This window comes from Microbacterium arabinogalactanolyticum (genome assembly GCF_030268005.1).
In the GTDB taxonomy this organism is placed as follows: domain Bacteria; phylum Actinomycetota; class Actinomycetes; order Actinomycetales; family Microbacteriaceae; genus Microbacterium; species Microbacterium arabinogalactanolyticum.
Genome location: NZ_BRZC01000002.1, coordinates 286,800 through 304,233, shown reverse-complemented (window position 1 = coordinate 304,233; position 17,434 = coordinate 286,800). Strand labels below are relative to the sequence as shown.

21 protein-coding genes are annotated in these 17,434 nt (G+C 70.4%); 9 read left to right on the top strand and 12 right to left on the bottom strand.

Annotated features, from left to right (window positions below; genetic code table 11):
• The first annotated feature begins 102 nt into the window (after positions 1 to 102).
• Genes MIAR_RS02040 through MIAR_RS02025 form a run of 4 tightly spaced genes read left to right on the top strand, consistent with a single transcriptional unit; the run spans position 103 to position 2,077 of the window.
• A complete protein-coding gene (locus tag MIAR_RS02040) occupies positions 103 to 465 on the top strand; it encodes a DUF3099 domain-containing protein (protein WP_285630478.1) in 363 nt (120 codons plus the stop codon).
• A complete protein-coding gene (locus tag MIAR_RS02035) occupies positions 462 to 659 on the top strand; it encodes a hypothetical protein (RefSeq protein ID WP_285630475.1) in 198 nt (65 codons plus the stop codon). Before MIAR_RS02040 ends, MIAR_RS02035 begins: the two co-directional genes overlap by 4 nt.
• Positions 656 to 1,471: an SURF1 family cytochrome oxidase biogenesis protein gene (locus MIAR_RS02030; RefSeq protein WP_285630473.1), complete on the top strand. Its 816-nt coding sequence runs from the start codon at positions 656 to 658 to the stop codon at positions 1,469 to 1,471. Before MIAR_RS02035 ends, MIAR_RS02030 begins: the two co-directional genes overlap by 4 nt.
• 36 nt (positions 1,472 to 1,507) lie before the next feature.
• Positions 1,508 to 2,077 carry a GrpB family protein gene (locus tag MIAR_RS02025; RefSeq protein WP_285630471.1) on the top strand — a complete coding sequence of 190 codons (570 nt, stop codon included), beginning with the start codon at positions 1,508 to 1,510 and terminating at the stop codon, positions 2,075 to 2,077.
• Positions 2,078 to 2,130: 53 nt separating this feature from the next.
• Here the strand turns inward: MIAR_RS02025 and MIAR_RS02020 are convergent, their stop codons facing one another.
• Positions 2,131 to 3,729, bottom strand: a complete 1,599-nt coding sequence (locus tag MIAR_RS02020) for an ABC-F family ATP-binding cassette domain-containing protein (protein WP_285630470.1) — start codon at positions 3,727 to 3,729, stop codon at positions 2,131 to 2,133.
• Between the two features lie 156 nt (positions 3,730 to 3,885).
• On the opposite strand from MIAR_RS02020, the gene MIAR_RS02015 reads away from it, so the two are divergent.
• The 4 genes from MIAR_RS02015 to MIAR_RS02000 all read left to right on the top strand — a co-directional run bounded on the left by MIAR_RS02015 (position 3,886) and on the right by MIAR_RS02000 (position 7,799).
• The gene (locus MIAR_RS02015) at positions 3,886 to 4,542 is read left to right on the top strand and encodes a DedA family protein (protein WP_285630711.1); all 657 of its coding nucleotides are present in this window, start codon (positions 3,886 to 3,888) and stop codon (positions 4,540 to 4,542) included.
• Between the two features lie 5 nt (positions 4,543 to 4,547).
• On the top strand, positions 4,548 to 5,735 hold the full coding sequence (locus tag MIAR_RS02010) for a sensor histidine kinase (RefSeq protein ID WP_285630469.1): 1,188 nt from the start codon (positions 4,548 to 4,550) through the stop codon (positions 5,733 to 5,735).
• A complete protein-coding gene (locus tag MIAR_RS02005) occupies positions 5,732 to 6,403 on the top strand; it encodes a response regulator (protein WP_285630467.1) in 672 nt (223 codons plus the stop codon). Before MIAR_RS02010 ends, MIAR_RS02005 begins: the two co-directional genes overlap by 4 nt.
• An 88-nt stretch (positions 6,404 to 6,491) precedes the next feature.
• A complete protein-coding gene (locus MIAR_RS02000) occupies positions 6,492 to 7,799 on the top strand; it encodes an acyltransferase family protein (RefSeq protein ID WP_285630465.1) in 1,308 nt (435 codons plus the stop codon).
• 29 nt (positions 7,800 to 7,828) lie between these two features.
• Here the strand turns inward: MIAR_RS02000 and MIAR_RS01995 are convergent, their stop codons facing one another.
• From MIAR_RS01995 to MIAR_RS01980, 4 genes are read right to left on the bottom strand one after another with little or no spacing between them, the layout of a single operon-like run.
• The gene (locus MIAR_RS01995; RefSeq protein ID WP_285630463.1) at positions 7,829 to 8,155 is read right to left on the bottom strand and encodes a CHY zinc finger protein; all 327 of its coding nucleotides are present in this window, start codon (positions 8,153 to 8,155) and stop codon (positions 7,829 to 7,831) included.
• Complete coding sequence (locus MIAR_RS01990) at positions 8,152 to 8,748, bottom strand: energy-coupling factor transporter transmembrane component T family protein (RefSeq protein ID WP_285630460.1); 597 nt, start codon at positions 8,746 to 8,748, stop codon at positions 8,152 to 8,154. Before MIAR_RS01990 ends, MIAR_RS01995 begins: the two co-directional genes overlap by 4 nt.
• Entirely contained in the window at positions 8,745 to 9,443 is a 699-nt protein-coding gene (locus MIAR_RS01985) for an energy-coupling factor ABC transporter ATP-binding protein (RefSeq protein ID WP_285630458.1), read from the bottom strand. Before MIAR_RS01985 ends, MIAR_RS01990 begins: the two co-directional genes overlap by 4 nt.
• Positions 9,433 to 10,011, bottom strand: coding sequence for a biotin transporter BioY (locus tag MIAR_RS01980; protein WP_285630456.1), 579 nt, complete (start codon positions 10,009 to 10,011; stop codon positions 9,433 to 9,435). The genes MIAR_RS01985 and MIAR_RS01980 overlap by 11 nt, the downstream gene beginning before the upstream one ends.
• A 78-nt stretch (positions 10,012 to 10,089) precedes the next feature.
• On the opposite strand from MIAR_RS01980, the gene MIAR_RS01975 reads away from it, so the two are divergent.
• Positions 10,090 to 10,638 (top strand): TetR family transcriptional regulator, encoded by a 549-nt coding sequence (locus tag MIAR_RS01975; RefSeq protein WP_285630454.1) that lies wholly within the window; start codon positions 10,090 to 10,092, stop codon positions 10,636 to 10,638.
• On the opposite strand, the gene MIAR_RS01970 is transcribed toward MIAR_RS01975, so the two are convergent.
• From MIAR_RS01970 to sufB, 7 genes are all read right to left on the bottom strand, one after another.
• Positions 10,613 to 12,031 carry an MFS transporter gene (locus tag MIAR_RS01970; RefSeq protein ID WP_285630452.1) on the bottom strand — a complete coding sequence of 473 codons (1,419 nt, stop codon included), beginning with the start codon at positions 12,029 to 12,031 and terminating at the stop codon, positions 10,613 to 10,615. The two genes, MIAR_RS01975 and MIAR_RS01970, sit on opposite strands and share 26 nt — an antisense overlap.
• The gene (locus tag MIAR_RS01965; protein ID WP_285630450.1) at positions 12,028 to 13,218 is read right to left on the bottom strand and encodes a MalY/PatB family protein; all 1,191 of its coding nucleotides are present in this window, start codon (positions 13,216 to 13,218) and stop codon (positions 12,028 to 12,030) included. Before MIAR_RS01965 ends, MIAR_RS01970 begins: the two co-directional genes overlap by 4 nt.
• A gap of 68 nt (positions 13,219 to 13,286) precedes the next feature.
• Entirely contained in the window at positions 13,287 to 13,616 is a 330-nt protein-coding gene (locus tag MIAR_RS01960) for a metal-sulfur cluster assembly factor (RefSeq protein WP_285630448.1), read from the bottom strand.
• Positions 13,617 to 13,625: 9 nt separating this feature from the next.
• Positions 13,626 to 14,396: a Fe-S cluster assembly ATPase SufC gene (gene sufC / locus MIAR_RS01955; protein ID WP_285630446.1), complete on the bottom strand. Its 771-nt coding sequence runs from the start codon at positions 14,394 to 14,396 to the stop codon at positions 13,626 to 13,628.
• Entirely contained in the window at positions 14,397 to 14,723 is a 327-nt protein-coding gene (locus MIAR_RS01950; protein WP_285630443.1) for a non-heme iron oxygenase ferredoxin subunit, read from the bottom strand.
• The gene (sufD, locus tag MIAR_RS01945) at positions 14,720 to 15,916 is read right to left on the bottom strand and encodes a Fe-S cluster assembly protein SufD (RefSeq protein ID WP_285630441.1); all 1,197 of its coding nucleotides are present in this window, start codon (positions 15,914 to 15,916) and stop codon (positions 14,720 to 14,722) included. The genes MIAR_RS01950 and sufD overlap by 4 nt, the downstream gene beginning before the upstream one ends.
• 1 nt (position 15,917) lies before the next feature.
• A complete protein-coding gene (gene sufB / locus MIAR_RS01940) occupies positions 15,918 to 17,336 on the bottom strand; it encodes a Fe-S cluster assembly protein SufB (RefSeq protein ID WP_285630439.1) in 1,419 nt (472 codons plus the stop codon).
• Between the last annotated feature and the right edge of the window lie 98 nt (positions 17,337 to 17,434).

Below are 17,434 nucleotides of genomic sequence, written 5' to 3'. Positions count from 1 at the left end.
ATGAACGCTGGCCATCCTATCGAGCCGCGGCCCTGCTCCTCCGCCTTTCCGAGCCCCGCGCGGGCATCCGTCGCGCCCCGCGCGGCGTAGGCTTGAGTCACCGTGAAAAGCACCCGACACACCCCCTCCGTCACCTCGCTCCCGGAGGCTCCGCAGGACGAGGCGAAGCGTCGCGTGCGCCATTACGCGATCACCATGGGCATCCGCACGGCGTGCTTCATCCTCATGGCGGTCGTCCAGCCGATCGGCTGGTGGACGTTCGTCTTCGCAGCGGGGGCGATCTTCCTCCCCTACATCGCCGTGGTCGCCGCGAACGCCGGCGCCGACAGCACTCCGACGACGGTCGAGTCGCCCGTGCTGGAACTCGAGGGGGATGCACCCGAAACCGCGGCCGAGGAGACGCCGAAGGTCATCACGATCCACGAGAGCGGCCGTCCCACTCCGTCTCGGGACGACGCATCGTGACGGCGCAGTTCGAGTGCGCACGCGCGGACTGCCGCGCCGCGGCGACCCATCACATCGTCTGGCGCAACCCGCGGATCCACAGCGAGGACCGCCGCAAGATCTGGCTGGCGTGCGATGAGCATGTGGGCTTCCTCAGCGACTATCTGCGCACGCGGGACTTCCCGGTCGAGGTCTTCGAAGGGCTCCCGGAGTGAGGCAGCGGCTGCTGCGCTGGAGCGGCTACCTGGTCGTCGCGATCCTGTTCGCGATCGCGTGCGCGTTCCTGTCGAACTGGCAGTTCAGCCGCAACGACCAGAAGGCGACCGAGATCGCACTGGTGGAACGCAACTACGACGCGAAGCCCGTGGCCCTCGACGACGTGGTCGATGCCGAGGGCCGGCTGGACGCGCAGCGCGAGTGGCATCCGGTGCAGCTGCGCGGAGAGTACCTCGCAGATCAGCAGCTGTACGTGCGCAACCGCCCCCACGGCGGCACGAGCGCGTTCGAGGTGCTGGTGCCGTTCCGCCAGGAGGACGGTCGCGTGCTGCTCATCGACCGCGGCTGGGTGCCTCCCCGTGAGGACAGCTCACCCGCGTCCACGCCTGCTCCCCCGTCCGGCACCGTCACGGTGGTCGTGCGGATGCAGCCCGGGGAGCAGCTGCCGGCATCCGGTCGCAGCGCTCCGAAGGGGCAGGTCCCCACGATCAGCCTTCCGGCCATCGCCGACCAGGTGAACCCGGACCTCATCACCGGAGGCTACGGACTGCTCGCATCCGAGAAGCCCGCGCCGGCGAAGGCGCTCGGCGGCTTCGAGAAGCCCGCCGAGGATCCCGGCCCGCACCTCTCGTACGCGATCCAGTGGATCCTGTTCGCGGTGATGGGCTTCATCTTCATCGGCTACGTGATCCGCACCGAGAGGATCAAGGCCAAAGAGGAGGCCGGCGAGCGTGCGCCTCGCCCGCCGCGTCGCCGCCGCGACCGCGACGCCGACGACGAGGACGCCCTGCTCGACGCCGCGTCCCGCTGAAACGGCGGTGCCGCCGGGTCCCGGTAGCGTGGAGAGATGCTGCACACCGCCGGCTCCCGTCTCGCCGATGCCGTCCGCGACGCCGACCTCGGGCTGAGACGCGGAGTCGTGGATCTTGCGCCGGCATCGGACGCCTGGACTCTGGCGTTCGCAGACGTCCACGAGGTGCTCACCGCGACCGCGCCGGCATCCGTCGTCGCGATCGAGCACATCGGCTCGACCGCGGTGCCCGGTCTCGACGCCAAGCCGATCCTCGACATCGGGATCGCCGTGCGTCCCGGAACTCCCCTGTCGTCACTGGACGGCTGGCTGACCGGCCTCGGCATGCTGCTGCGCGGCGACGCGACCGACGTGCGACCGGATCGGATGTACGGCTACGAACTCGAACCCATGATCCGCCTGATCAACGTGCACGTCGTCGACGCGGATTCCGAGGACCTGCGCCGCTATCGCGCCTTCCGCGATCACCTGCGCGCGAACCCCGCCGACCGCGACGCCTACGGCGCCCTCAAGCACGCCCTGGCCACCCGGCATCCCGACGACCGTCTCGCCTACATCGACGGCAAGGCCGACTTCATCACCGCCCGACGCGGCGACGTCGACTGATCTCGCAGCGCCTCACCGGAGCACCCGGGCGCCGATGCGACACCCGGGCAGCCTCACGCGAGCTCGATGAGCTCCTGGTACTCGCGGCTCCAGATGTCCTCGACGCCGTCGGGCAGGATCAGCACGCGCTCGGGGTTCAGCGACTCCACGGCGCCGGGGTCGTGCGAGACCAGCACCACGGCGCCCTCGTAGTGCGCCAGCGCCCCGAGGATCTCCTCGCGGGAGGCGGGATCGAGGTTGTTGGTGGGCTCGTCGAGCAGCAGCATGTTCGCCGAGGAGACGACCAGGGTCGCCAGCGAGAGCCGGGTCTTCTCACCGCCCGAGAGCACCCCCGCAGGCTTGAGCACGTCGTCGCCGGTGAACAGGAATGAGCCCAGCACCTTGCGGGCCTCGGTCTCGTTGATGTCGGGCGCCGCCGACATCATGTTCTCCAGCACCGAGCGCTTCACATCGAGGTTCTCGTGCTCCTGCGCGTAGTAGCCGATCTTGAGTCCGTGCCCGGGCTCGAGCTGACCGGTGTCCGGCTGATCCACCCCGGCGAGGATGCGCAGCAGCGTCGTCTTGCCCGCACCGTTCAGCCCCAGCACGACCACCTTGGAGCCACGGTCGATCGCGAGGTCGACATCCGTGAAGATCTCCAGCGAGCCGTACGACTTCGACAGTCCGGATGCCATCAGCGGCGTCTTGCCGCAGGGCGCCGGCTTCGGGAAGCGCAGCTTGGCCACCCGGTCGACCTGGCGCACGTCGTCCAGTCCTGCCAGCAGCTTCTCGGCGCGCGCGACCATCTGGTGCGCGGCGGCGGCCTTGGACGCCTTGGCGCCGAACCGCGCCGCCTGAAGCTGCAGCTGGGTCGCCTTCTTCTCGGCGTTGGCGCGCTCCTTCTTGCGACGCTCCTCGTCGGCCACGCGCTGGCGCTGGTAGTGCTTCCAGCCCATGTTGTAGATGTCGATCACCTGACGGTTCGCGTCCAGGTAGAACACCCGGTTGACGGTCTCGCCGACGAGCTCGACGTCGTGGCTGATCACGATCAGGCCGCCCTTGTAGCCCTTCAGGAACTCGCGCAGCCACACGACGCTGTCCGCGTCGAGGTGGTTGGTCGGCTCGTCGAGGATCATGGTGCCGGCATCGGAGAACAGGATGCGCGCGAGCTCGATGCGGCGCCGCTGTCCTCCGGAGAGGGTCTTCAGCGGCTGGTCGAGGATGCGGTCGGGCAGGGAGAGGTTGTTGGCGATGGACGCCGCCTCCGCCTCGGCCGCGTAGCCGCCGAGGGCCTCGAAGCGCTCCGTGAGGTTCGCGAACTTGCGCATGGCGCGCTCGGCGATCTTCGGATCCTCGGATGCCATGTCGTGCGAGGCCTGCGAGATGCCCAGCTGCAGCGTGCCCAGACCGCGTGCGTCCAGGATGCGCGTGCGCGCCAGCATCTCGGGGTCGCCCGAGCGCGGGTCCTGCGGCAGGTAACCGAGCTCGCCGGAGGTGGTGACCTTGCCCTCCGAGGGCAGCACGTCTCCTGCGAGCACCTTGGTCAGTGTGGTCTTCCCGGCGCCGTTGCGGCCCACGAGGCCGATCTTGTCGCCGTCGGAGACGCGGAAGGACACATCCGACATGAGCACGCGTGCGCCCACGCGGATCTCGAGGTCATGCACGGCGAGCACAGCGGGTATCCGTTCGTAGAAAGGGGGTGTCGGCCGATGGGCCAGCCTCCCAGTATAGTTCGCGGCCCGGGACGATCCCCCTCCGAGGTATGACGCGGACGATACTCCAGAGGGATGCGCCCGGCCGGGGCGCCTTCGTAGCGTCGTCAGGTGGACATGATCAACGACCTCATCCTGCAGGCTGTCGCGTCGCCGTGGATCGCCCTGATCCTCTTCGCGGTGGCGGCCATCGACGGCTTCTTCCCGCCGGTGCCGAGCGAGACGGTGCTCGTCGCCGCCGCAGCCGTGGCCGGCACGACGGGGAGCACGAGCGTCCTGCTGCTGTGCGCGGCGGGGGCGCTGGGCGCGATGGTCGGGGACAACATCGCCTACGGCATCGGCCGCGCGGTGGGCACCGACCGCTTCCGCTGGATGCGACGGCCGCGCGTCGCGTCGTCATTCGAGCTCGCGCGGCGCACGCTGACCCGGGGCGGTGCGGGCCTCATCCTCGGCGCGCGCTACATCCCGGTCGGTCGCGTGGCGGTGAACATGACTGCCGGCGCACTGGGGTACCCCTGGCGGCGCTTCCTCCTGCTGTCGGCCGTCGGCGGCGCGCTCTGGGCGGCCTACAGCGTGGCGATCGGACTGCTGGCCGGGCAGTGGCTGAAGGGGCAGCCGCTGCTCAGCGCGGTGATCGGTGTGATCGCCGCCCTCGCGATCGGCATCGTCGTCGATCGGGTCGCGGTCCGGCGCCGCAGGCAGGCGGACGAACCGCAGATCACGCAGAACGCGGATGCCGCTGCAGAACGGTGCGCGCCGGTGATGGGAGGATGACGGACATGAGCGCCGCCCGTGAACGCCCCTCCCGGCGCATCGTCGCGCTGTGGGCGCTCGTGGTCGCGCTCTACGCGACGCTCGTCCCCATCCAGATCGCGCTGTACGGGGTCGCTGTTCCCGCCGCGTTCCTTCTCGGCGCCGGCGTGTGCGCGGCGCCCGCCCTCGCCGTGCACCGTCCGCGCTCCGCTCTGGCGCTGTTCCTCGTCACCGCGTTCGTGCTGCCCCTCACGGCCTCCCCTGCGCGCGCGTCGTTCGCGCCGTGGCCGTGGTCGGTTCCCGCCCTCATCGCCTTCGCCCTGCTCGTGGTGATCCTCTCGGTGCTGCACGGCTGGCGCCTCTCCCTGATCGCTCTGCTGCTGGGGATGATGGCCTCCCTCACCGCGCCGCTGCTGATGCCCTCGGTCACCTCGGCCGACGCCACCGGCGCGGACCTGATCGTGACCGCGTCGATCGCGGCGGGGGCGCTGCTCGTCGGCGTGCTCCTCGCCGGGCGGCTGCGCCTCGGCGCGGAGCTGTCCAGGGAGCGCGAGCACGTCGCCCAGGAGCAGTCCCGCCGCGAGCTCGCCGAGGAGCGGACCCGTATCGCGCGAGAGCTCCACGACGTCGTGGCGCACAGCATGTCGCTCATCCAGGTGCAGGCGTCGACCGCGCGTTACCGCGCGCCCGATCTGCCGGACGAAGCGGTTGCGGAGTTCGAGTCCATCGCCGCGTCGGCCCGAGGCGCGCTCGGCGAGATGCGCCGCATCCTCGGAGTGCTGCGCACCGAGGATCACACCGCCGAGCTCGCCCCTCAACGCGGTCTCGATGACGTTCCGGCCCTCGTGGAGACGACCAGACGAGCGGGAGCCGCCGTGGAGCTGACCCAGGATGTCGACGGCGACATCGCCGTGGCCGCGCAGATCGCGGTCTACCGCATCGTGCAGGAGTCGCTCAGCAATGCCCTCCGCCACGCCCCGGACTCCGCGATCGTCGTCTCCGTCTCGACCGGGGCCGAGGACGTCTCCGTTCTGGTGCGCAACGCGCCGGCCGCCCCGCCCGCGTCGACCTCCGGCGGGCACGGGCTGCGCGGGATGACCGAGCGCGCAGCCCTGCTCGGCGGAGAGCTGCGCGCCGGCGTCGACGGCAACGGCTGGCTCGTCAGCGCCCGCATCCCCCGCCACCCCGCTGACGCCCCGGAAGGAACACCGTGACGATCGAGGTCCTCATCGCCGACGACCAGGCCATGGTGCGCGCCGGCTTCGCCGCGCTCCTGGACGCCCACGACGGCATCCACGTCACCGGCCAGGCCGCCGACGGCCTGGAGGCCGTCGCCCTGTCGGCCCGGCTGGATCCGGACGTGATCCTGATGGATGTCCGGATGCCGGGACTCGACGGCATCGAGGCGACCAGGCGCATCCTCGGTCCCTCGTACCCGGCGGCCAAGGTGCCGCGCATCCTGATGCTGACCACCTTCGACATCGACGACTACGTGTACGACGCCCTCGAGGCGGGCGCGAGCGGGTTCCTGCTCAAGGACGCACTGCCGGACGAGCTCGTGCACGCCGTACGCGTGATCGCCGACGGCGATGCGCTGCTCTCGCCACGGGTCACGCGCAGGATGATCGAGCACTTCTCGACCCGCCGGCCCCGCGCACCGCAGTCCCGGACGGCACTGAACGATCTCACCGAGCGCGAGCTCGAGGTGCTCACCCTGATCGGGCGGGGGCGTTCCAACCACGAGATCGGGGCGGAGCTGTTCATCGCGGAGCAGACCGTCAAGACCCATGTCGGCAAGGTGTTCGCCAAGCTGGGGCTGCGCGACCGGGTGCACGCGGTGATCCTCGCCTACGACGCCGGACTGGTCGAGCCCGCCTCCTGATCACGGCCGAGGACGGCACCACGGTATGAGACGCTTCGACCCCGTGGGGTGATGAGGCCGCGGGCATCGCGTCCATAGTGTCCGTGGCATGACCTCGCCACACAGCATCCGCATCCCCGAGCCCACCCGCGACCCCGCCGTCGATCTCGTCCGCGCAGGGTGCGTGGTCGCCGTGATCCTGCTGCATTCTCTGATGGTCGGCGTGACCGTCACCGCACAGTCGCCGGTGTTCGAGAACGCCGGCGACAGCGGCTGGTGGCTGACGCCGGTCAGCTGGCTGCTGCAGGTGATGCCGCTGTTCTTCGTGATCGGCGGCTTCTCCGGATCCATCGCGCTGCGACGCAGTCGGGAGCGCGGAGGCGACGGCATCCGCTTCACCGCCGAGCGCCTGCACCGCCTGCTGCGCCCCGCGCTGGTCACGGTGGCCGTCGTCGGGATCCTCCTCGCCGTGCTCGCACGGTGCGGTGTGCCCGCCGAACTGGTCGCGACGGCCGGCTACCGGTTCGGCCAGCCGCTGTGGTTCCTGGGCGTCTTCCTGCTCTGCCAGGCACTGCTGCCAGTGATGCTGCGCCTGCACGAGCGCCGCCCGCTGGTGACGGTGTCCCTGCTCGCCGGCGCCGCCGTGCTGGTCGATGTCATCCGTGCCGCCACCGGCGCGGACGGGGTGGGCTTCGCCAACCTCGTGTTCGTCTGGCTGGTGCTGCAGCAGGTCGGCTTCTTCCTCGCCGATGGCCGGATCGACGCTCTGGGGCGCCGCGCGCGGTCCGTCGTCCTCGTGACGGCGGTCCTGGCCCTCGTGGGGTCGTTCGTGCTGGGCATCCACTCCCCCGACCTCATCGCCAACATCAACCCGCCGACCACGGCGCTGCTGCTCGTCGGCATCGCGCACACCGTCGCGTTCTCGCTGCTGCGCACCCGCATCGCGGCCTTCGCCCGCAGGCCGCGCCCCGCCGCATTCACCGCATTCGTCTCGCGCCGCACGATGACCGTGTACCTGTGGCACATGCCCGTGCTGCTCGCGATGGCGGGGGCCCTCGCGCTCTGGGCCCTGACCACCGGCTCGTCGCTGCCGGCGCCGGCGAGTCCGGAATGGTGGGCGGGCCGCCCGCTGTGGCTGGTCATCGTCTTCGCCGCGACCGCCGCGCTCAGCCTCCCGCTCGCGCGCATCGAAGGGAAGCGGATCCCCCTCGCGAGTCCGGCTTCCGCCGTCGTCGGCTCAGCCGTCGTCATCGCGCTGGCAGCCGTGCTCCTGCTGCTCGTGCACGGAACCACGACGCTGACCGCCGTTCTCGCTGTGGCCGGATGGCTGCTGGCCCTGCGGATGGTGCGGCCGGCGCCGCCACGGATCGCCGGGGCGACGCAGGAGCACACGGCCGCGGCGCTGGTGGCCGCGTGAGCGCCAGCGGGATGCCGGGTCCCGGCCGCTCAGTCGAAGTACAGATGGTGGTGCAGCGCGCACCCCGGGTTGAACCCCGCCCCGCACGCCGGACAGGCGTCGGCGTCGCGGTAGGTGCGGATGGTCATGCTCGTGCCGCACGCCCCGCACAGCGCCGCCTCCCTCTCGCCGTCGGATGCCGGCCACGTCGTGCGGTCGTGCCCGGCCACGTCGTCATGGCAGTGCACGCAGGGATACCAGGCGCCGCAGCAGTGGAATCGCAGGGCAACCACATCGAGCGCACCGTGGTAGTGCGCGCACCTCGTCCGATCGTCGACCAGGGCGCCGAGCACGATGTGGTCGCCGATGCGGATCATGCGGCGATCCCCCGCGCCGCCATGGCGTCTCCGACGTCGTCGGCGTGCTTCATGGTGAGCACGAGCAGGGGCAGCACGGCACGCGGGCCGAGCCGCACGCCTCTGGCCCGCTGTGCGTCGCGCACCTGGGTGGCGAAGCCGGCGATCACCGGGATCATCGCGATCGTCAGGGACAGGGTCAGCGCCACCGCCTCCGGATCCACGCCGAATCTGCGCAGCGGCCGCACGAGCGCACGGAAGACCTCGAGCAGGTCGCCCATCCGCGTCGTGCGGGTCACCAGCTCCGCCAGCAGCAGGAGCGCGACGACCCGGCCCGTGTTCTGCACGGCATCCGCGGCCGAGGTGAACAGCCACAGCGCCCCACCCAGCACGGCGATCAGCCAGCGCACCCGCCACCAGGCCTCCCCCAGCGCGCGCAGCGTCAACCCGCCGAGCGCGTACAGCGATGAGACGAGGACCAGCACAGCGAGCGTGCCGATGATCCCGGGCCGCAGCAGGGACGGCACCAATGCCGAAGCCGCCAGCACGGCGAGCTTCGCACCGGCCGGCATCCGATGCAGGATGCCCGTTCCCGGTCGGTAGAGCGAGATCACGCGCAGCTCCGCCGGTACTCGTCGATCACCGCCGCGGGCTCCCCGACCGCCCGCACGGTGCCGTCCTCGAAGAGAACCGCCTCGTCGCATCGCGCTGCCAGCTCGAGATCGTGCGTGACCAGCACGAGGGGCACGTCGAGTCCCAGCAGCAGGTCGCCGATCCTGCGGGCGTTGCGCAGGTCCAGCAGCGTCGTGGGCTCATCGGCGACGACGAGCCCCGGATCGGTCGCGAGGACGGACGCGATGGCCAGCAGCTGGCGCTGCCCTCCCGAGAGCCCCGAGACCGGCACATCCGCGCGATCGGCGAGGTCGTGCTCCGCGAGGATCCGCGCGACCCGCGCCGCTCGATCGGATCGCGGCACGTCGGGAAGCGAGAGCGCGAGGTCCTCCGCGGGCGTCGGCATCAGGAGCTGCGCCTCCGGATTCGTGAAGACGAAGCCGACGTGACGTCGCAGCGCCTTCGCGTCGCGCACAGGATCCAGGCCGTGCACCCGCAGGCTCCCGGCGCTGGGCAGCCGCAGACCGTTCAGCATCCGTGCGAAGGTCGACTTGCCGGAGCCGTTCGCGCCGATGACGGCCGTGCGGCCCGCGGTCAGCCGCAGGTCGACGTCGTGCAGCAGCACGGCGTCTCCGACGGTGAGGCCGACGCCCTCGCAGCTGATCGCGGTGCCGGTCGCGACCGCCTCAGCCGGCATGCGCGACGGTGCGCGCCCGGGTCGGGAACGCGCGCGGATACGCCCGGCGCAGTGCGACGGCCAGGAGCACGGCGAGGACAGCCTTGAGCAGGTCGCCGGGCAGGAACACGAGGCTGGAGAGGACTGTGGGCCCGAACGGCACGCCGGTCACGAGGGACTGCACGGGGATGCCGAAAAGGTAGATCACGAGGATGCCGCCCAGCACGGTGCCGATCCCGGCGCGCCACCAGGTGAACCGGCCGTGATGGGCGATGAGCCCGATCACGACGCTCCCCGCGATCCAGCCGAGCATGTATCCCGCTGTGGGACCCAGGAACACGCCCAGTCCCCCGCGTCCGCCGGCGAGCACGGGCAGGCCCGCGGCAGCGAGGGCGAGCACGACGAGTACGGCCAGGGGTGCGCGCCTGGCGCCCAGCACGAGGCCGGCGAGCATGACGCCCAGGGTCTGTCCGGTGATCGGGACGCCGCCGGGTACGGGCACCGTCACGGTGCCGAGCACGACGATCAGCGCCGCGAAGACGGCGACACGGGCGAGGTCTGCGCCCAGAGGGCGAGGGGAATCGGTCATCGGGGCTCCTTTCGGACGGCTCGGGTCGGGCCGTCCTGAACACTGTCCACCTGAACGGTGTTCACTATACTGGGAGCCATGCCTCCCGTACGACACGACCGTCACAGTGTGGTCGACTGCGCCCTTCGCCTGCTCGACCGCGTGGGGCTGCCCGACCTGTCCATGCGTCGTCTGGCGACCGAGCTCGATGTTCAGCCCAGTGCGCTGTACTGGCACTTCGCGAGCAAGCAGGAACTGCTCGCAGCCGTCGCCGAGCGCATCCTCGATACGATCCCCGCACCCGACGCTGCGACCTCACTCGCCGACACCGCGGGGAGCATCCGCGATGCACTGCTCGCCTACCGTGACGGCGCCGAGGTCGTGATGAGCACCTACGCGCTCCGGCTGGGCACCCGACGCGCACAGGACGCTCTCGGCGCCTCGCTCGGCGATGCGGATCAGACCGCCGCGGACGCCGTCTTCGAGTTCGTGCTCGGGCACACCACTCTGCTGCAGCAGCGCATGCACGCGCAGAGCATCGGGGCCGTCGCCCCCGATGCCGCCGACCCGACCGCCCACGCCGATGAGGTCTTCGACGCCGGCATCCGCGCCTTCGGCTCGCTCAGCGCGGCGCGCTCTCCGCGCTGACCGTCCTGCCCGCGCCGTCGCCCATCCGCAGGCCCGGCACCAGCGAGAAGAGCAGAAGCACGGCTGCCAGCAGGTAGACCGTGAGGTACCCCGTGCCGAGCACCGGCAGGAGCGCGAAGCCGAGGCCCGCCAGCGCGATCGTGACAGCGGAGCCGGATGCCTCGAAGATCGACAGCGCAGCGGAGTTGAACCCCTCGTTCGCCGTGGTGGAGTACGCCAGGGTGAGGACGGTCAGCCGCGGATAGAGCAGTCCCATACCCGCTCCGGCAAGACCCCACGCCACGATCACGATCCACGGATCCGCCCCGATCGCGCTCACGAAGAGGAGCCCCGCGACCCCGGTCAGCATCAGCAGCACCGCGATCCAGGTGATCCGCGCGCTGCCCAGCCTGTCGCCGTACCGGCCCTGCACGGCCGACGCTCCCGACCAGCCGATCGCGGCCAGGGTGAGGGCGAGTCCGGCCACGGTGGGTGAGAACCCGAAACGGTCGATCAGCAGCTTCGGCACATACGCCTCCGCGGCGAAGAACGCACCGGCGACGATCCCGCGCATGAGGACGGTGCTGGGCAGGCCCGAGACCGCCCGCAGCGTGCCCTTCGGCAGCAGCGGCAGCAGCGAGAATCCGATGACGAGCACCGCGGCCAGTGCGATCGGGCCGCCCGCCGCCGCGGGCGCGTCGGCCGCGAGACCGACCGTGACCGCACCCGCTGCGACGAGCACGGCGAGCAGCATCCGCAGCGCGATCCCGCCCCGCGGACGCTCGGCCGCGTCGGCGGGGCCGTCCGCGTCCGACCCGGCATCCGCGTCCAGTGACACGCCCCGCAGTCGCGACACGACCAGGGCGAACGCAGCGGCGGTGAGCACCGCGACGCCGAGGAACGTCCACCGCCAGTGCAGGTACTCGGTCACGGCACCCGCCAGGAACGGCCCGATCAGCGAGGGCACGACCCAGGCCGCCGCATACGCCGCGAAGATGCGGCCGTGCAGCTGCGGCGGGTAGACGCGCGCGACCACGACGTAGAGGGCGACGGTCTGGCCACCGGCCCCGAGGCCCTGGATGAGCCGCCCGAGGATGAAGGTATGCATGTCCGACGAGAAGCCCGACACGAGAAGGCCCGCCGCGAACAGCGCCACGGCCGTATAGAGCGGTGCACGCGGGCCCGACCTGTCGCTCCACGCCCCCACGGCGACCATGCCGATCACGCCTGTCGAGATGGTCGCGGAGAACGCGACCGCGAACAGTGCCTCGCCGTCCAGGTCGCGCGCGACGATGGGCATGACGGTGGTGACCGCCAGCGACTCGATCGCAGCGAGGAAGATCAGCACGACCGTGCCGACCGTGATGCCGAGCCGGCTGCGATCCCAGATCGTCGGCTCTGCGGCGGCGCTCACGCGCGTACCGCGGAGACGGCCTCGTCGATCGCCGTGCGGGCCCGGGCGATCCGCTCGATCGCCTCGGTGAGGATCTCAGGGCTCGTGCCGAAGTTCACGCGCACGTGCCCGGCTCCCGGCGCGCCGAACGCCGGGCCGAAGTGCAGGGCGACCTTCGCCTGCCGCAGGATCTGCTTGGCCGGGTTCGCACCCCAGCCGAGGCCGGTGAGGTCCACCCACGCCAGGTAACCGGCATCGGGCATCCGGTAGCGCGCTCCCGGCAGATGCCGTTCGAGCAGGTCCGCCAGCAGCCTGCGGTTCTCGTCCAGGGTGGTGAGGAGGCCGTCCAGCCACTCGTCGCTCTCCTCGGAGAACGCGGCGACGGCCGCCAGCATCCCGAACTGACCGGTGCGCCACTCCACCTCGATCGGCAGGGAGCGCAGCACGGCCGTGGTGTCGTCGGATGCCGCGATCATCAGGGCGCACTTCAGCCCTGCGAGGTTGAACGCCTTGCTGGCGCTGGTGACGGCGTACCCGATGCGCCGAGCGGCGTCGCCGCTGGCCAGGAACGGAGTGAAGACGACGCCCGGCTGGGTCAGCGGGGCGTGGATCTCGTCGGAGACCACGGCGGCGCCGTACCGCTCGGCGAGGCGTGCCAGTGCGTCCAGGCTCTCCGCGGAGTGCACGGACCCGGTGGGATTGTGCGGATTGCAGAGCAGCACCGCCCTGCTGCCGTCGGCGAGTGCCTTCTCGATCGCCTCCAGGTCGAGCTCCCAGCCCTCCCCGGTGTCGCGCAGCGGAACACGCTCGGCGACACCGCCGGCCTCGTCCACCAGGTCGAAGAACGGCGGGTAGATCGGCGGGTTGACGATCACCCGCTCCCCGGGGTGGATGACCCGGCGGAGGATCTCGACGATGCCCATGCTGACATCCGCCGTCGACCGGATGCGGGCGGTGTCGACCGTCCACCCGAAGCGACGCTGCGCGAACGCCGCATAGGCGGCGGCGAGCGGCGTGTGCGAGGCGACGTACCCGGTGTCGCCGATGCGCACGGCACGCTCCAGCGCGGCAGTGATCGCGGGCGCGAGCGGGAAGTCGGTCTCCGCCACGAACAGCGGAAGCACGTCCTCCGGGTACTCCCGCCACTTCTCGCTGGAGCGCTCCCGCAGCTCGTCCAGCGTGAGCGCGCGGATCGGGGTGACGGTCATGATCTCCTCCAGTCGAACGGGATGCCGAAGGGGCACAGCCCTGCGGCCGTGCCCCTTCGGTGCCGATGTCAGATCGCGAAGCCGAGGGCGCGCATCATGTCGCGCCCGTCGTCGGTGATCCGCTCCGGGCCCCACGGCGGCATCCACACCCAGTTGATGCGGAAGCGGTCGACCACGGAGTCCAGCGCCTGCGCCGTCTGCTCCTCGAGCACGTCGGTGAGCGGGCATCCGGCGCTGGTGAGCGTCATGTGGATGACCAGGGCGTCGTTCTCGTCGTCCCAGGCGAGATCGTAGATCAGTCCCAGGTCGACGACGTTGATCCCGAGCTCGGGATCCATGACGTCCTTCAGAGCCTCGGTGACCTCGTCGTACTTCTCGTCGGTCAGCGTTGCGGTCATGCTCTCAGCCTACGCTTCGATGGGCGCACTGGGGTCGAGGAAGCGGTCGTAGCCCTCCTCCTCGAGGCGGTCGGCCAGCTCGGGGCCACCCTCCTCGACGATCTTCCCCTTGACGACCACGTGCACGAACTGCGGACGGATGTAGCGCAGGATGCGGGTGTAGTGCGTGATCAGCAGCACGCCGAGGTTGGTGGCCTCCTTGGCGCGGTTGACACCCTCGGAGACGATCTTCAGCGCGTCGACGTCGAGGCCGGAGTCGGTCTCGTCGAGCACGGCGAGCTTCGGCTTGAGCACCTCGAGCTGCAGGATCTCGTGGCGCTTCTTCTCGCCGCCCGAGAAGCCCTCGTTGACGTTGCGCTGCGCGAACTTCGGGTCCATGCGCAGGTTGGTCATCGACGCCTTGACGTCCTTGGTCCACTGGCGGATCGAGGGGGCCTCGCCGTCCAGCGCGGTCTTCGCGGTGCGCAGGAAGTTCGTCACCGTGACACCGGGGATCTCCACCGGGTACTGCATGGCGAGGAACACGCCGGCACGTGCGCGCTCGTCGACGCTCATGGACAGCACGTCCTCGCCGTCGAACGTGATCGTGCCCTGCGTGACGGTGTACTTCGGGTGCCCGGCGATCGTGTAAGCGAGGGTCGACTTGCCGGAGCCGTTGGGGCCCATGATGGCGTGCGTCTCGCCGGTCTTGATCGTCAGGTCGATGCCGTTGAGGATCGGCGTCGTGCCCTGATCGGTCTCGACCGTCACATGAAGATCGCGGATCTCGAGAACAGACATTCAGACTTCCTTAATGACAGTGGGGTCGATGAGCACGTCGTCGCCGTCGATCTCGACGACGTAGACAGGGACGGGCTCGTAAGCGGGGAGGTTGAGGGGCTTGCCGGAGAGCAGCGAGAAGCGCGAGCCGTGGGCCCAGCACTCCAGGGTGTCCCCCTCGACGAAGCCCTCGGCGAGGGAGATGTCGCCGTGCGTGCAGCGGTCGCCGATCGCGTGGATGTCGCCTGCGGCGTCCTTCACGATCGCCATCGCCACACCGTCGAGCTCGACGCGCAGCGGCGTGTCCAGCTCCAGCTCGCTGACGCCGCAGGCGCGCAGCGCGGTCACGCCTCGACTCCGATGAGCTCGGCGTCGATCGCGGCGAGCAGCTCTGCCTGCAGCTCGGGGATCTGGATGCGCTGCACGACCTCGGTGAGGAATCCGAGCACCACCAGGCGACGGGCCTCGGCCTCGGTGATGCCTCGTGCCTGCAGATAGAACAGCTGCTCGTCGTCGAAGCGACCGGTCGCGCTCGCGTGGCCGGCTCCCACGATGTCGCCGGTCTCGATCTCGAGGTTCGGGATCGAGTCGGCGCGTGCGCCCTCGGTGAGCACCAGATTGCGGTTCGCCTCGTAGGAGTCGGTGCCGGTGGCATCCGGTCCGATCAGCACGTCGCCGATCCACACGCTGTGCGCGCTCGCACCCCGCAGCGCGCCCTTGTAGAGCACGTCGCCGGTGGTGTGAGGGCCCTTGTGGTGCAGGTAGACCTGGCTCTCCAGGTGCTGACCGGCATCCGCGAAGGAGAGGCCGTACAGGCGACCCTCCGCGCCGCTGCCTGCGAGCTCGACGTTCGGGTTCACGCGCACCACGCCGCCGCCGAAGCTGACGATGAAGTGGGTGAGCTCGGCGTCGCGGTCCACGCGGGCCTGGTGCGCGGCGGCGTGGATGGCGTCGTCCTGCCACTGCTGGACGGACACCAGCGTGAGCTTGGCGCCGTCGCGGACGATGATCTCGACGTTCTGCGCGTACTGCGCGGTGCCGGCGTGCCGCAGCACGACCGTCGCCGAGCTGTGCGGGAGCGCCTCGATCACGAGGTGCGCGTCCGCACGGCCGCCCTGGCCGTCGATCTGGATGACGATCGGCTCGGCGACGACCTCCTCGCCGGGGATGCTCAGATGCATGGCATCCGTCGCCCCCTGCCAGGCCACGGCCGAGACGACGTCCTCCGGACGGAAGAACTCGCCACGGGGCGCGGTGCCGCGCGCCAGCGCGGGTCGCAGGTACTGCTCGTGGCTGACCGAGTAGGTGACGCCGTCGTTCGCCTCAGCGGGCTCGAACAGCGACGTGAGCTGTGCGATCGGGGTGTGCTTCCAGTTGACCTCGCGGCCGGTGGGCGCGCCGAAGTCGGCGGGCTCGAAGGAGTGCGGGCGCTCGGAGCGCGTCTGGACCGGCACGAAACCGGTGTTCGCGATCCTCGCGGCGGGGTCGATGTGCGCGTTCGTGTGCGGCGCCTCTGCGGGCGCCTGAGTGGGGGCCGTCATCTCAGCCGACACTGCCTTCCATGCCCATCTCGATGAGCTTGTTCAGTTCCATCGCGTACTCCATGGGCAGCTCGCGCGCGATGGGCTCGATGAAGCCGCGCACGATCATGGCCATGGCCTCGGTCTCGGAGATGCCGCGCGACTGCAGGTAGAAGAGCTGCTCCGCGCTGACCTTGGAGACGGTGGCCTCGTGGCCGAGCTGCACGTCGTCGACACGGATGTCGATCGACGGGTACGTGTCGGAACGGGACTGCGTGTCCACCAGCAGGGCGTCGCAGACCACGGAGTTCGAGGAGTGATGGGCGGCGGGATCGACCCGCACCTCACCGCGGTAGCCGGAGCGACCGCCGCCGCGCGCGATCGACTTCGAGACGATCGACGACTGGGTGTACGGCGCCTGGTGCACCATCTTGGCGCCGGCGTCCTGGTGCTGCCCGGGACCCGCGAAGGCCACGGAGAGGGTCTCGCCCTTGGCGTGCTCGCCGACCAGGTAGATCGACGGGTACTTCATGGTGACCTTGGAGCCGATGTTGCCGTCGACCCACTCCATCGTCGCTCCCTCGTGCGCGACCGCGCGCTTGGTCACGAGGTTGTAGACGTTGTTCGACCAGTTCTGGATCGTCGTGTAGCGCACGCGGGCGTTCTTCTTCACGATGATCTCGACGACGGCCGAGTGCAGCGAGTCCGACTTGTAGATCGGGGCCGTGCAGCCCTCGATGTAGTGGACGTAGCTGTCCTCGTCGGCGATGATCAGGGTCCGCTCGAACTGACCCATGTTCTCGGTGTTGATGCGGAAGTACGCCTGCAGCGGGATCTCCACGTGCACGCCCTTGGGGACGTACACGAACGAGCCGCCCGACCACACGGCCGTGTTCAGCGCCGCGAACTTGTTGTCGCCGGCGGGGATCACGGTGCCGAAGTACTCCTCGAAGAACTCGGGGTGCTCGCGCAGCGCGGTGTCGGTGTCCATGAAGATGACGCCCTGCGCCTCCAGGTCCTCGCGGATCTGGTGGTAGACGACCTCGGACTCGTACTGCGCGGCGACACCGGCGACCAGGCGCTGGCGCTCGGCCTCGGGGATGCCCAGGCGCTCGTAGGTCTCGCGGATGTCCTCCGGGAGGTCCTCCCAGGACTGCGCCTGCTTCTCGGTGGAGCGGACGAAGTACTTGATGTGGTCGAAGTCGATCTCGCTGAGGTCGGCACCCCAGGTCGGCATCGGCTTGCGGCCGAAGAGCGCGAGCCCCTTGAGACGGGTCTTCAGCATCCACTCCGGTTCGGACTTCAGCGCGGAGATGTCACGCACGACGGCTTCGCTGAGACCGCGTCTCGCGCTCGCTCCGGCGGCGTCGGGATCGTGCCAGCCGAATTCGTACACCCCCAGACCATCCAGCTCCGGGCGGTCGATCAGCACATCCGACATCACACACTCTCCTCAAACGGGCCGCAACGGTGTCATCCGCCCCGACACACCTGACCCCCGTCGAGTCTGCGGGGGTCGGATGCCGCTGGTGGGCCCCA